Below are 14412 nucleotides of genomic sequence, written 5' to 3'. Positions count from 1 at the left end.
CCGGCACCCGCTACGAGGCGATCCCCGACGACTGGAGTTGCCCCGATTGCGGCGTGACCAAGACGGACTTCTACTGCTTCGACGACTGACGGCCGGCCACGCCCAAGTCAGCCGCCTGGCGACCGCTCCTTTATCGACCACAGCGATTCGCATCAGCGGCCGGAGCCGGCCAGTTTCAGCGATTCATCTGGGCCGGGCTTCAAGCCAGACCAGAAACTCCGCTTGCGGCATGGGCTTGCCAAACCAGTAGCCCTGCAGGTAATCGACCCCCAGATCGCGCAGCTTCTGCGCCGTCGCCGCATCCTCGACCCCTTCCGCCACGGTTTTCAGGCCGAACAGCTGAGCCAGGTTGATGATGGCCTGAACCATGCTGCGACCGGACGGCTCGTCGAGGCGGCGCACGAAACTGATATCGATTTTCAGTTCGTCGGCGCGCATTTCATGCAGCTGCGAGAGCGACGAATAGCCGGTTCCGAAGTCATCGATGGCGATGCCGAAGCCTGCCTTCCGCAGTTCAGTCACCCGCTCGGCGCCATTCTGCACGTCGCTCAGGGCCACGCTTTCGGTCACCTCCAGCACCAGCATGGAATGCTCGAGACCGCGCTCGTCGAACTCCCTCAGCAGATGCTGGGTGAACGAGGGCGTGAACAGCTGGCGCTTGGAGATATTGACTGCGAGCGCCACTTTTTCGCCCCGGGCATGCCACACCTGCGCGGCATCCAGACTGGACTTCATGATGTGCAACCCCAGTTCGCCGATCAGACCCAAGCTCTCGGCCATGGGGATGAAGGTACTCGGGCTGACCCAGCCGTATTCGCCGTCATGCCAGCGCGCCAGCACCTCGGCCGCGTGGCACTTGCCGCTGCGTGCATCGACGATGGGCTGGAACCAGGTTTCGATCTTGCCCTGATTGACCGCCAGGGTGAGGTGACTCTGGATGTAGAGCTCGCGCCGTCCCGGCTCGCTGCGCTCCATGTCCTGGAAGTAGCAGACCTGGTTGCGCCCCTGCGACTTGGCAAAGAACATGGCGCGATCCGCCTGCGAAAACAGCACCTCGATATCCACGCCATCGCTCGGGTAGACGACCGCCCCCATGCTGAAGGTGACGCGGATTTCGTTGCCGTCGAGGATCAGCGGAGGCTGCAGCGACTGGACGATCTTTTCGGTCACGTTGCGAATCGCATGCATCGACTGCATGTCCGGCAGCAGCAGCACGAACTCATCCCCGCCCCAACGCGCCAGGGTATCGCCGCTGCGCAGACTGGCACGCAGCCGCTCGGCGAACGTCACCAGCAGGCGGTCGCCGGCCTTGTGGCCGAGGGTGTCGTTGATGACCTTGAAATTGTCGAGGTCGATGAAGCAGACCCCCACCAGATGACGGTTGCGCTCGGCGATGCTCAAGGCATTCTTGATGCGGTCTTCCAGCAGGATGCGGTTGGGCAGCTCGGTGAGCGCGTCGTGCAGCGCCATGTGGGTGATCTGCCGCTCGTTCAGATAGGTCTGGGTAATGTCGCGCAACACGCCGCGGATGCCGGTCACTTTGCCGTTTTTGTGCGTGTTCGGGAGCAGCTGGCACTCGACCCAGGTTTCATGCTTGACCACCCATTGCGGACGCAGCCGGAAACGCAGGCTGATCTGCTGTTTCTCGCCCGCGAACAGGGTGTTCAGTTGCGTTTGCAGCATTTCGACGTCTTCGGCGTGAATGTCTTCGAATATCGATACGCCGATCGCGTCCTTGCGATGCACGATCTTGTTCCAGCCCGGGCTGGCGCGCAGGATGATGCCCGCCACGCTCAACTCGACGACCGCCTCTTCCAGCAAGGACAAGGTCTCCAGGTAATACTGCTGCTCCTGCGCCCGGCTCTGGATCGTCTCCATCATCTGCTCGAAGGCGGCGGCGGTTTCGCCGATTTCATCTGCATTCTGGCGCGCCGGTTCCAGTTCGGCGACCAGGGCTTCGCGCGTTTCGCCTTCGGCATACAGGCGGGCGCCCTTGCCCAGAGTCTCGATGCGATAGGCCGTCCGCGCCAGCCAGCGCCCCACCGAAAGCCAGATCAGCAGCGTCAGCAGCGCGATGGCGCTGCCGGTACGCAGGATGAAACTGGAATAGGGCAGTTGGTCGACGACCTCGCGATAAATTTCCAGCATCGGTCCGGCCGCAAGTTCGCTTGCCGCCTGCCCGTCTGACCAGGGCAGCTCGATGCGCAAGGTGTTTTCGCCGCTGGGCGGCGGCGTGTCGTGCGACTGGGCGACCAGCTGGCCGTGATAACTGAGCTGCAGGTGGGCCTGCGGAATGACGATTTCCCGCAAGGTCGAATTGGACAGGGATTTGAACAGGATCAGGCGCCCTTCGCCGCGCGGCCCGAGCCAGATCGGAAACTGGAACACACGGTAAAGCTGGTGGAATTGCGGCACATAAATCCATGTCGCCTGCTCGCCGAACAGGGATTTCAGCGAGTCCGATTCGGAACCGTGATGAAAGATCACCTGATTGCCGCCGTCCAGAATGAGCAGGTTCGAGAACTCGCTCAGCGTCCATTGGGCGTTCAGATAAGCGGTGAGCTTGGGTTGCGCTATCGCGTCCGGCTCTTCGAGAAAGCGCAGATATTCGAGACGGGACTGCGCCTGCTTGGCCGCGGTGGACCAGGCGATTTCCCGCCGCGGCAGCACGGCGCTGTAATGCTCCAGCAGCTGGTTTTGCTGTAGCGCGAGATCGCGTTCCCGGATGTTGGACAGGGTCCAGCTGGCCGCCAGCAAAATGATGACGGCGGCGATCAGGATGGTAAGCGCAAGATGCCAGTAGGCCTGCCGGCGCAAGCCTCCCGAGAAGAACGCCGTCAGGCGCTGCCGCAAACACGGTTCCATAATGGGCGTTCAGTGCCCGCAAGCGCTGCTCGCGCCGCGCCCGGCCGGATTGAACGGCCAGCGTATGCGGGCGACCCAGCGGACAGGTCGGGTAAGGAGGCAAACGAGCATGGGGTGCGGATCGCGTTCTACTGATTAACCCATTTATCGGCTATGAGTCCCTGAATACTCATCCCCGGGGGTAAAGGCACTTTCGTCTCGATCAGGAATTGCCTGCTCGCCTCGACCTCTGCAGGCTTGAAACGCCCGTCCGAGCTGAACAGATTGGGGATCCGCTTGATCGGATTGATCAGATCCTGCCGCAACTCCGCATCTTCCACCCCCAGCTTGGCCACGATCTCTTCGGCCTTGCGCTGCTGCATCCAGCGCAGGCTGCGCTTCAGCATGGCCGTCATCAGTTCGATCTGGTGCGGCTGACGCTCGACGACTTCACGCGGGCATGCCAGCACCGCACGGATGTGTTTTGCCCACCCCACACGGCCCAGCGCGCTGGGCTCGGACAGGCTGGCCAGTTGCAGACCGATTTTCTTGCGCACCAGGGTACCGGCCAGCGGCTCCTCGCAGAAAACCGCATCCACCATGCCGCTGACCAGGCTACCCTGCATGCCGGCCAGATTCTGGTTGGTCTGCACCCAGCGGACTTCGTTGCTGCGCACGCCGTGTTCGGCCAGCCAGAGCTCCAGCATTACCTGCAGGTAGGTTTTCGACGTCACGCTCCCCATCGGGATGCCGATGCTGCGTCCCCGCAGATCGCTCAGCTTGCGCACCGAGCTGGCCAGATCGGGCCGGATCAGCACCGAATAAGGCGGCACGCCGCTGCTCAGGACCGCAATGGCCGCAACCGGCTTGTGTTTGGCGATAAAGGCCGGCAGGGCGGTAAACGCGACCCCGGCAAACTGGGCATTGCCCGCCAGCGCATCTTCCAGCGCCAGAATGCCGCTCGGCAGGTAACGAATGGCCAGTTGCACGCCCAGCGCCTGGTCTATTCCCAGCTTCGGTATCAGTTCGATCGGCAGGAAGGGCAGCAGGTGCGGCCCGGGGATATTCACCCGGATGACGGCAGGCCCGGCATCCTGTGCGGCCTGGGCCCTGAAACCCCCCAGCATGGCTGAAGCAGCCAGGCCCTTGAGCATGGTTCGACGTTGCATCGCGTTCTCCCTCACTCATCCAGAGCCCGGCACGCTGCGAGCCGTTCCGCGGCGTCGGCGTATCCGGTCAGCACCGTCTGCAGGTGCCCCGCCAACACTCATTAACTTAATTTATTCTGATTATCCGACTCCATTGTAAAACACACCTCCCGGCCGCGTCTCCCTGGCGCATTCTTTCGCATAGCGCCGCCATTGGCGCTTGACCTTCCCGCCCTGGTAAAGCCAACGCTGTCTCCCACGGTAGATTTGACCGGGCAACAGGAGACGCTTCATGATCCAGTTCCAGATTCAGGGCATGCGCTGCAGCGGCTGCGCCAACAAGATCACCCAGGCCATCCTCAAGTGCGACGCTTCGGCTGTCGTGATGGCCGACCTCGAATCGCGCTGCGTCAGCATCGCTAGCGATCTGCCCGCCGCTTCACTGCGAAACATCATTTCGGCGCTCGGCTATCACGTAGGCGATCCAGGCTGACCCCGGCCCCGCCCCTGCGAAGAGGCTTGAACAAACGGCTTGACCCTCCCATGATAGGAAGGTTTACGGTGCAGTTATCGCATCGAAAAGGAGTTCGGCATGACCCACTTATCCGTAGCCATCCAGGGCATGACCTGCGCCAGCTGCTCAGCGCGGGTTGAAAAAATCCTCAAACAGTTGCCGGGCGTGACCGACGCCACGGTGAATCTCGCCACCGAGACCGCGACGGTGTCGGGCGAAACCGACGCCACGGTAGTGAAGCAGGCGATCGAGAAGGCCGGCTTCAGCGTACCGACCGAATCCTGCGCCCTCGACATCAGCGGCATGACCTGCGCCAGCTGTTCGGCGCGGGTGGAGAAGGCACTCGGCAAGGTACCGGGCGTGCTCGAGGCCAGCGTCAACCTCGCCACCGAGCAGGCCACCGTAAAGCTGGCGCAGGGCACCTCGCCCGCCGCGCTGATCGCCGCGGTCGAGCGTGCCGGCTACGGCGCGCAGCTGCCGGCGCCGGCGGGTACCGTACCGGCGGCACCCGCACGCGCGCTGCCCGACTGGTGGCCGGTGGCAATGGCAATGGCACTGTCGCTACCCCTGATCGCCCCGATGTTCGCCAGCCTGTTCGGCGCGCACTGGATGCTGCCGGGCTGGCTGCAGTGGCTGCTCGCCACCCCGGTGCAGTTCTGGCTCGGCGCGCGCTTTTATCGCGCCGGCTGGAAGGCGCTCATGGCCGGCAGCGGCAACATGGACCTGCTGGTGGCGGTAGGCACCAGTGCAGCGTACGGCCTTTCGGTCTACCTGCTGCTGGCCCACGCCGATGCGATGCATCTCTACTTCGAAGCCTCGGCGGTGGTGATCAGCCTGGTGCTGCTCGGCAAATGGCTGGAAGCCCGCGCCAAGCGCCAGACCACCGAAGCGATCCGAGCCCTGCAGGCGCTGCGCCCGGCCACCGCGCGCGTGCGCCACGACGGCGTCGACCGCGATCTGCCGATCGAAGCCGTGCGCGTCGGCGACGTGGTGGTGATCCGCCCCGGCGAGCGCGTGCCGGTCGATGCGGAAATCGTCGAGGGCAGCAGCCAGGTCGACGAATCGATGCTCACCGGCGAATCGCTGCCGGTCGACAAGCAGCCCGGCGACGCACTGACCGGCGGCGCGATCAACGCCCACGGCGTGCTGATCGCGCGCACCACGGCGGTCGGCACCGAGACCGTACTGGCGCGCATCATCCGCCTGGTCGAGGACGCGCAGGCGGCGAAGGCGCCGATCCAGCGCCTGGTCGACAAGGTCAGCGCGGTGTTCGTGCCGGTGGTGATGGCGGTCGCACTCGTCACCTTCGTCGGCTGGTGGGCGTATGGCGGCGAGGTCGAGACCGCCATCCTCAACGCCGTCGCGGTGCTGGTGATCGCCTGCCCATGCGCGCTCGGGCTCGCCACCCCGACCGCGATCATGGCCGGCACCGGCGTCGCCGCACAGCACGGCATCCTGATCAAGGACGCCGAAGCGCTGGAACTCGCGCACAAGATCAGCACCGTGGTATTCGACAAGACCGGCACCCTCACCGACGGCACGCCGCACGTCGCCGCCTGCGTGGCGGCCGCCGGCCATGATCGCAACGACGTGCTGGCGCTCGCTGCCGGCCTGCAGGCAGGCAGCGAGCATCCGCTGGCGCGTGCGGTGCAGGCCGAAGCGTCCGCGGCGGGGATCTCGCCGCGGCCCGCTCGCGCGCAGCAGGCGCTGCCCGGGCGCGGCATGGCCGGCGAGGTGGCGGGCGAAGACTACTGGCTCGGCAATCGCCGCCTGATGGACGAGAACGGCGTCGACATCACCGCGCTCGACGCCGCTGCCGCCGAGCAGGAAGCCGCCGGGCGCAGCGTGTCATGGCTCGCGCATGCCGGCGACCGTCGCGTGCTCGGCCTGCTGGCGTTCGGCGACGCAGTCAAGGCCACTGCAGCAACGGGGATGGCGCGCCTGAAAGCTCTGAACGTCGACACCGTGATGCTCACCGGCGACAACCGCGGCGCCGCGCAGGCGGCGGCGGCGATGCTCGGCATCGACCGTGTGCTGGCCGAGGTATTGCCGGCCGACAAGGCCGAGCACGTGAGCGCACTCAAGGCCGACGGCAAAACCGTGGCGATGGTGGGCGACGGCGTCAACGACGCGCCCGCGCTGGCCGCCGCCGACGTCGGCATCGCCATGTCCTCCGGCAGCGACGTTGCCATGCATACCGCCGGCATCACCCTGATGCGCGGCGACCCGGCGCTGGTGGCCGACGCCATCGACATTTCCAAGCGCACCTACGCCAAGATCCGGCAGAACCTGTTCTGGGCCTTCGTCTACAACGTGGTGGGCATTCCGCTTGCGGCATTCGGTTTTCTGAGCCCGGTGATCGCCGGCGCAGCGATGGCGTTCTCCAGCGTCAGCGTGGTGACCAACGCACTCACGCTCAAGCGCTGGCGGCCGGAAGGAGGGAGGAAATGAACATCGGCGAAGTCGCCCGCGCCAGCGGCGTGTCGGCCAAGATGATCCGCCACTACGAAAGCATCGGCCTCATCCGCACAAGCAGCCGCACCCTGGCAGGCTACCGGCAATACCATGAACGCGATGCCCACCTGTTGCGCTTCATCCGTCGCGCGCGCGACCTCGGATTCTCGCTCGCACAGATCCGGCAATTGCTGTTGCTGTGGGACGACCCCGAACGCGCCAGCGCCGACGTCAAGCGCCTCGCCAAGGCACACATCGCCGATCTCGATGCCCGTATCGCCGCGCTGACCGAAATGCGCACCACGCTGCTTGCCCTGGCCCGCGCCTGCCACGGCGACCAGCGGCCCGACTGCCCTATCCTGCAAGGGTTGGTCGAACCGGCCTCGCAGCAGGGTCACTGAGTGCAGAAACGTTCCGCCTACTCGTGCCCCACTGCGGTCGGAACCGGCGCACGCACCGGGCGGCCGTTCTTCTGCACCGGAGCAAAGCGCGTGGGACGGAACGCCTGCCGTCAAATACACCAGGCGGGACGACGCTCACCACCTCGACATCGTTGACGCGACCATCGGCTTCCAGCGTCAGCGTGGTGAGCAATGCCCTGCTGCTGCAGCGCTGGCACCCTGAATCCGAGTCGCCGGAAAAGACCGGGGGTAAAATCCGGGGCATGCTGAAAGCCTGTTCGGCAACATTCCAACCCTTGCGCCAAACGTGGCGACATCACGCAGGAGAATCAGAATGAAACGAATATTTTTTGCAGCCGCACTTGCCATCGTCACACCGGTACACGCGACCGATGTCGGCGTTTCCATCAGCGTCGGCCAGCCCGGTTTCTACGGACGCATCGACATCGGCGACTTTCCGCCGCCACACTTCGTCTATCCGGAACCCCTGATCATCGAGCGGGGACCGATACACCGCCCGCCGGTCTACCTGCACGTCCCGCCCGGCCACGCCAAGAACTGGCGCAAGTACTGTGGCCAATACCATGCCTGCGGCGAGCGCGTCTACTTTGTTCAGGATAGCTGGTATCAGAACGAGTACGTTCCGCGTTACCAGGAAAAACACCATGGCAAACCGGGCAAGAACAGCAAAGGCAACCATGGAAAAGACCATAACGGCCAGGGCAACAAGCACGGCCATGACTACGATGACTGATACCTGAAAACCCGGGGCAGGCGCGGCGATCAACGCCGATCCTGGCCCGCCCAGTCGTACACCACTTCGATCTGTACCAGCGCCCGCACCGGGCGGCCATTTTTCTGCGCCGGCGCAAAGCGCGCGGTACGAAACGCCTGCAGTGCCGATTCGTCGAACACGCCGGGCGGACTGGCGCTCAGGACTTCGAGGTCGCTGACGCGGCCGTCGGCCTGCAACTTCAACTGCAGACGCAGCTTGCCGGACACGCGCCGACGGTCGGCATCGGCCGGATAAACCGGTATCACTTCATGCAGCGCACGCGGATGCACATCGACATCGCGCGCGCTGTAGTAAGTGAGGTCGACTGCGCTGGTGATGGCGGTTGCCGGCGCGGGGGCTGGCGGCGGCACGGCAACGGCCGGCTCAGCGGACGCTACGGGATCAGCAGGCGCAGGTGCGGGAGCGGGTGGCACGTCCGGCGGCAGCGCCACTTGAGGCCGGGCGACCGGCAGCATATCCACAGCCTCGCTCGGCACCAGCCTGGGTGTTTCCGTCGGGACTTCCGGCGGGTTCGCTCCAGTTGCAGGTGGCTGGACAGCGGCCACCGATGCGGCCTGCCGCGACACCAGCCGCGCTTCGATCACCGTTTCGCCCAGGCTGACGGGTGCGGGCGGCGCCACCTGCACCAGCGCGATCAAGGCGGCATGCAGCCCCAGCGAAATCCACCCGGCAACCAGCACGCGTTGCGCGCGCGGCGAAATCGGCGGCAGGGTGGGCTCCTCGAAAGGCATGTTCATGAATCCACCCGCACGGCACGGTAAACGCGCTGCGCTGGCCTAAAATAGGCCGCAGAAAAATTGCGGGAATCAACCATGAAAAGACTCGTCATTGCGGCCGCCATCTTAGCATCGGCGCACGGCTGGGCCGGTGCGGGTAGCGCAGACGAAATCAGCCTGACCCAGCACACGCTCAAGGCCGCCGACGGCTCCGCGGTGCCGGTCGAGATCGCCACCCCGGCCGGCAAGGGGCCATTCCCGCCGGTGCTGTTCATCCATGCCAAGCGCGGCTACGAAGGCGACGAACGCGCCCACGTCCGCGAACTCGCCGCGCAGGGTTTTCTGGTGGTCGCCCCTGACTGGCAGAGCGGCCGCTTCATCGAACGCTGGCCGTCGGCGCACAACCCGGAGACCGAGCTCGATGTCGAAGCCGGGCTGGATTACCTGAAGTCGCTGCCGAATGCGTGCAAGCAGCCGGTCGGCGTGGTCGGCCTGTCGCGCGGTCCGTATTACGCGATCCGCCTGGCGGCCAAACGCGGCCCTGAACTTGCCGCCATCGTCAGCTACTACGGCCACATGCAGAATCCCAACGCACCGGAACCGGACCAGCTGTTCCGCATCGCGCCCGAAGTCACGCAGATCACGACCCCGATACTGTTCCTGATCGGCGACGCCGATTACGAACTGCGTCGCATGAACAGCGGTCGCGCCTTTTACGCCCTGTGGGAACGCGGTGTGCCGGTGGAATGGCAGGAATACCCGATGGCGCGGCGCGCGTTTGATTTCCGCCCGGATCAGACGCCCGAGGAAAAGATTGCGGCGCGGCATGCGCGCGAACGTGCGAAAAACTGGTTGATGAAGTGGATGCAGTTGACGCCCGACATGCGCTGCTCGTGAATCGCCCGTGCATGCGCCCGTTCCCCCGCCCCTCCTTGTCGAATCCTGTCCTGTACACATCATGACCGCACGCAAAGCCTCTTTCAGCCACGCCCTTTTCGGCTTGCTGCTCCTCGTCGGCACTGCGCAAGGCCAGGCGCAAAACCTGATTCCCGGCATGAAATCCGGCGCTTCCAGCCAGACGGCGGCCCAGAACAAACCGGATGCCGAGGCCGACTCGCTCGACGCGCAGGTCAAGACCCTCCAGCAACGGCTGGCCAAGCTGCAAAGCCAGATCCTGCAGGTTCCGCCAGTCGAGGCCAGCGACGCGGAATGGAATCAATACCTGCAGCGACAAACCAGCGAAGCGCGCACGCTGACTGCGCATGTCAACGCGCTGAACGATCTGGCGGAAGAGCGGCGCACCGAAGAAGACCGGGCTGCAGCCCGCAATACCTGGAAAGGATTTGGCCAGAAACCGCCCTACACCATCGAGCTGGCCGACAACTGGTGGGCGCAGGTGCGGCGCATCGGCCGCGAAATCGAAGCGACCCGGGTTGAGCAGCGTCTGATCGACAACATGTTCGAGCAGGAGAAAAAAAACCTGAAGGCGGCGCAACAGGCGAAGCGCCTGGCGGACGAACAGCTGCAGACCTCGGACGAACTCGCGCAGGCGGCGCGCTTGCGCTGGCTGGCCGAACTGGCCGGAGCCGGCAACCGCCAATCGGAAAACCGCCTTGGCCTGTTTGAAGCGCTGCGCAATTTGCAAGAAGAAACAGCGGCCAACCTGCAGACCCAGCAGCAATGGCTGGAGAGCAAGGCGACAGAGGCCAGCCGCTCGCTGACGTTCAGCCTGCAGGAAAGGGACCGGCTGCTTGCCAGGCTGGCCGAACAGTCGCAAGCGATCACGCAAAAGACCGCGCTGGCGGAAAAGGAGGAACAGCAGGCACAGACCGCGCTGGGCCGCATCAGGGCACAACTTGCGACAGGCCGGTCTTCCCCCGAGTTGCTGCAACAACTGGAAACCGCCCGCGTCGAAACCGACGTGGCCGATGGCAGGATGAGCTCGCTGCGGCTGCTGAATTACGGCAACAGCCTGATGCAACAAGCCTGGCAACAACGCTATCAGGGGATGCAGGCGCACGACAGCCAAACCGTCAGGCAATCCGAAAGCATGCTCCAGGCTTACCAGGCGCGGATGGGCGAATGGCGCAGCGCCGTGCGCGCGGATAGCGATCGGGTCCAGGCCAGCCTGGCCCTGCTGGGCACCCAGCTCGCGGAATGGAAACCCGGGCAAGGCGACCGGCAACAGGTCGAACGGCAATACCAGGCGTACCAGACGCGCGACGCCCTGCTACGGCAGAACCAGAGCCAGATTGAGCAGTTGGAAGGCATGCTCTACAACTGGCAGCAGATCGGCCAGCTCGCCAGCCAGGAACTGAGCTGGAGCGGCCGTCTGCGTGGCGCGTGGATCACGACCGCCGGCGCCATCACGGCCGTGTGGAATTTCGAACTGATCACCGTCGACGACACCATCGTGGTCGAGGGCCGCGAGATCACCGGCAAGCGCAGCGTGACCCTGGGCAAGCTGGTGCAGGTGCTGCTGATTCTGGTGCTGGGATTGTGGCTCACCGGCCGCATCAGCGCCTATGCGCGGCGCTGGATGTTGAAGCGGTATGCCGGCGACGAAAGCGCAGCGCTGCTATGGCTGCGGCTGGCCAGTATCGGCATGGGCGTCGGGCTGGTGGTGCTGGCGCTGATCACCGCGCATATTCCGCTCACCGCATTTGCCTTCATGGGTGGCGCGCTCGCCCTCGGCCTCGGATTTGGTGCGCAGAACATCCTCAACAACTTCATCAGCGGCATGATCCTACTGGTGGAAAAACCCATCAAGCTGGGTGACATCGTGGAAGTCGACGGCATCCGCGGCCGCGTACACGACATCGGCAGCCGCTGCTGCCAGGTGCAGCGTTACGACGGCATCGACATGCTGATTCCGAACAGCGTGTTCCTGGAGCGAACCGTCACCAACTGGACGCTGTCCGACCAGTTGCTGCGTTTTTCTGTGACAGTCGGCATCGCCTACGGATCGCCCATCGAAACGGCCATGCGGCTGGTGCGCGAGGCGGTGACCGACCATGCCTCCGTGCTCAAGGTGCCGATGCCGCTGGTGCTGCTGGAAGACTTCGGCGACAACGCGCTGCTGCTGCGCGTCGATTACTGGCTGGACATCAGCCTACAGGACAACAGCCGCCAGGTCGCCAGCGAAATCCGCCTCGGCATCGACAAGCGCTTCGCCGAACACGGCATCGCCATCCCCTTCCCGCAACGCGATGTCCATCTCGACAGCCGCGAACCGATCCGGGTGGAGATGGTGGCCGCCACCTGATGCACCCACCCAGCCCGTTCAACCCGCCCAGCCTGCTCAAGCCTGAAAGGAAACCGATGAAACCCGCGCAGCTTTTCCCCCTGCTGCTCGCTGCCCTGGTGAGCTCCCCCAGCGTTGCGGACGAACTCTACAAATCGGTCGACAGCGCGGGCAACGTGACCTACTCCTCCACCCCGCCGCAGGGCGTCAAGGTGGAAAAGGTGGAGGTCGCGCCACCGCCCAGCGAAGCGGAAGTCCAGGCCGCCGAAGCCCGCCTGAAAAAGAACGCCGCCCAGGCGGAGGAACTGGAAGCCGAGCGGCGGGAGAAGGAAGCCGTAGAGGCCGAGCGCGAAGCGGAATCCGAGCGCCAGCGGGCGGCGCAGCAGCCGGTGCAGCCGGTGGTGATTGAAACGCCGGTGTATGTGCCGCAGCCGGTGTATTACCCGCCGCCCGGTGCAGGCTTTCCGCCTGGCATGCCGACCAACAGACCGATCCCGATTGCACCGCGGCCGACGCCGCAGCCGCGCTGAGTTACCTGACCGTCAGCTCGCCAGCAACACGAACAGCAGGAGCAGGTTCAGGCCGATCGAGAGCGCCGCGACCAGCGGCCACGCGCCTGCCGCCGAACGCTCGATCAGCGGCGTGCGGCGGCGCAGCAGCGGATTGGCTTCGCCGCGTTCCAGCGCCAGCAGCATTTCCTCGGCCGTCTCGAAACGTTGCGCGGGATCGCGCGCAACCGCCTTCAGCAACACGTTTTCCAGCCACGGCGGAATGTCCGGCCGGGCCCGCGATGGCGGCGCCGGTTCGCCGAATTTGGGACGCTGGAACGGCTCGATTTCGCCGTAGGGGTACTTGCGCGTCAACAGGTGATACACGCTCACGCCGACGGCGTAGAGATCGCTCTGCGGGCTGGCCTCCGCGCTGTTGAAAAGTTCGGGCGCCATGTAGCTCGGGGTGCCGGGCTGGGCATGCAGTTCGCGTGTGTCGAGCGTGGGACAGCGCGCCACCCCCAGGTCGAGAATGCGCAGCTTGCCTGCGGGGTCGACATGCAGGTTGGCCGGTTTGATGTCGCGATGCACGATGTCGAGCCGATGCAGCGCAGCCAGGCCTTTCAGCACCCGGATCATCAGGGTGACGGCCTCCACTGGCGAGAAATGCTGGCCGGCGTCGAGCTTGTCCTGCAGCGTCGCGCCTTCGTGATAGCGCACTGCGAAGTACAGAAAGTTGCGGCCGGGCAGCGCCAGCACGTCGGGGAAATAGTGCGAATGCACCCGCTTCAGAAACCATTCCTCGGCCAGCAGCCGGCACGCCGCGTCGGCGTCGCCTGCGAGGATGGGCTGCAGGGTTTTGAGCGCCCAGCGCTGACCGGTTTTTTCATGCCGCGCGCGGTAGACCAGCGCGTCGCGCCCGTTGTGCAGCAGGTCCTCGATCACGAAGTCGTCGAGCCGGGCGCCGGCGTTCAGCTTGCCGGGCAAGGGCAGGTCGCGCGCGTCGCTCAGCGTGGATTCGTCCGTCCCCAGCTCGGCCACCCGCACCACCAGCGCGGTCGCATTGTCCTGCCCGCCCTGCGCGTGCGCCGCCTCGACCAGCGCATCCGCAACCCGCTGCGGCGCGTCGTGCAGCTTCAGCAGGCGGTGCAGGTCGAGCTGGCCGAGCGGCTCCCACACGCCGTCGCAGGCGATCAGAAAAACATCGCCCGCCAGCAGATCGCCCTCGCCGAAATCCGGCAACACGTGGGTGTCCAGTCCGAGCGCGCGCTTCAGCACATGCGACATGCCGGGGGTTTCCCACACGTGATCGACGGTCAGCTGCGCCAGCGTTTCGCCGCGCAGGCGATACAGACGGGTGTCGCCTACATGAGCGTAGTGAAATCTGCGGCCGCGCAGCACCAGACTGGTGAGCGTGGTCGCCATGCCGCCGGCATCGGTGCGCGACGCCGTCTGCCCCGACAGCCAGCGATTGATCGCCGCCAGCACTGCGCCCAGCGCGTGCGGTGTCTCCCAGGAGTCGGGGGTGGCGTAGTAGTCGGCGAGCAGATTGCGCACCGACGTCTCGGCCGCCTCGCGCCCGTGCGAGCCGCCCGACACGCCATCGGCCACCACCGCCAGCATGCCCTTGGTCGCCGCCAGCTGCGGATCGGCGGGCTCGACGAAACCGCCGAAGTCTTCGTTGCGCTCACGCGGACCGGTGGCGGTGGCGTAGCCGAAATCGAGTTTCAGGGGCATGGGGACGGGAGCGGTGAGCGGTGAGCGGTGAGCGGTGAGCGGTGAGCGGTGAGCGGTGAGCGGTGAGCGG

General features: G+C 65.3%; 12 protein-coding genes. 8 read left to right on the top strand and 4 right to left on the bottom strand.

From position 1 onward, the window contains the following. The coding region (locus IV098_RS16340; RefSeq protein WP_296890021.1) for a rubredoxin at positions 1-89 on the top strand (89 nt) is incomplete at its 5' end. 94 nt (positions 90-183) lie between these two features. On the opposite strand, the gene IV098_RS08860 is transcribed toward IV098_RS16340, so the two are convergent. Both IV098_RS08860 and IV098_RS08855 read right to left on the bottom strand, forming a co-directional pair. Then, a complete protein-coding gene (locus IV098_RS08860) occupies positions 184-2865 on the bottom strand; it encodes an EAL domain-containing protein (RefSeq protein ID WP_296888219.1) in 2682 nt (893 codons plus the stop codon). 128 nt (positions 2866-2993) lie between these two features. After that, positions 2994-4013, bottom strand: a complete 1020-nt coding sequence (locus IV098_RS08855) for an ABC transporter substrate-binding protein (RefSeq protein WP_296888217.1) — start codon at positions 4011-4013, stop codon at positions 2994-2996. 271 nt (positions 4014-4284) lie between these two features. Between IV098_RS08855 and IV098_RS08850 the strand changes: the two genes are divergently transcribed. From IV098_RS08850 to IV098_RS08835, 4 genes are all read left to right on the top strand, one after another. After that, positions 4285-4485 carry a heavy-metal-associated domain-containing protein gene (locus IV098_RS08850; protein WP_296888215.1) on the top strand — a complete coding sequence of 67 codons (201 nt, stop codon included), beginning with the start codon at positions 4285-4287 and terminating at the stop codon, positions 4483-4485. 99 nt (positions 4486-4584) lie between these two features. Then, positions 4585-6957 carry a heavy metal translocating P-type ATPase gene (locus IV098_RS08845; RefSeq protein ID WP_296888212.1) on the top strand — a complete coding sequence of 791 codons (2373 nt, stop codon included), beginning with the start codon at positions 4585-4587 and terminating at the stop codon, positions 6955-6957. Next, complete coding sequence (cueR, locus tag IV098_RS08840; RefSeq protein ID WP_296888210.1) at positions 6954-7361, top strand: Cu(I)-responsive transcriptional regulator; 408 nt, start codon at positions 6954-6956, stop codon at positions 7359-7361. The genes IV098_RS08845 and cueR overlap by 4 nt, the downstream gene beginning before the upstream one ends. Before the next feature lie 334 nt (positions 7362-7695). Then, a complete protein-coding gene (locus tag IV098_RS08835; protein ID WP_296888208.1) occupies positions 7696-8115 on the top strand; it encodes a hypothetical protein in 420 nt (139 codons plus the stop codon). A gap of 29 nt (positions 8116-8144) precedes the next feature. Here IV098_RS08835 and IV098_RS08830 read toward each other — a convergent pair whose 3' ends face one another. Beyond that, entirely contained in the window at positions 8145-8894 is a 750-nt protein-coding gene (locus IV098_RS08830) for an energy transducer TonB (RefSeq protein ID WP_296888206.1), read from the bottom strand. Between the two features lie 75 nt (positions 8895-8969). Between IV098_RS08830 and IV098_RS08825 the strand changes: the two genes are divergently transcribed. The 3 genes from IV098_RS08825 to IV098_RS08815 all read left to right on the top strand — a co-directional run bounded on the left by IV098_RS08825 (position 8970) and on the right by IV098_RS08815 (position 12647). Continuing rightward, on the top strand, positions 8970-9770 hold the full coding sequence (locus tag IV098_RS08825; RefSeq protein ID WP_296888204.1) for a dienelactone hydrolase family protein: 801 nt from the start codon (positions 8970-8972) through the stop codon (positions 9768-9770). Positions 9771-9831: 61 nt separating this feature from the next. Then, entirely contained in the window at positions 9832-12138 is a 2307-nt protein-coding gene (locus tag IV098_RS08820; protein ID WP_296888202.1) for a mechanosensitive ion channel domain-containing protein, read from the top strand. Next, positions 12138-12647 (top strand): DUF4124 domain-containing protein, encoded by a 510-nt coding sequence (locus IV098_RS08815; RefSeq protein ID WP_296888200.1) that lies wholly within the window; start codon positions 12138-12140, stop codon positions 12645-12647. Before IV098_RS08820 ends, IV098_RS08815 begins: the two co-directional genes overlap by 1 nt. A 12-nt stretch (positions 12648-12659) precedes the next feature. Here IV098_RS08815 and IV098_RS08810 read toward each other — a convergent pair whose 3' ends face one another. Then, positions 12660-14342, bottom strand: coding sequence for a bifunctional protein-serine/threonine kinase/phosphatase (locus tag IV098_RS08810; protein WP_296888221.1), 1683 nt, complete (start codon positions 14340-14342; stop codon positions 12660-12662). Positions 14343-14412: the final 70 nt, after the last annotated feature.

This window comes from Thiobacillus sp., from assembly GCF_018780105.1.
Classification (GTDB): domain Bacteria; phylum Pseudomonadota; class Gammaproteobacteria; order Burkholderiales; family Thiobacillaceae; genus Thiobacillus.
This window is presented reverse-complemented; position numbering and strand designations above follow the sequence as displayed.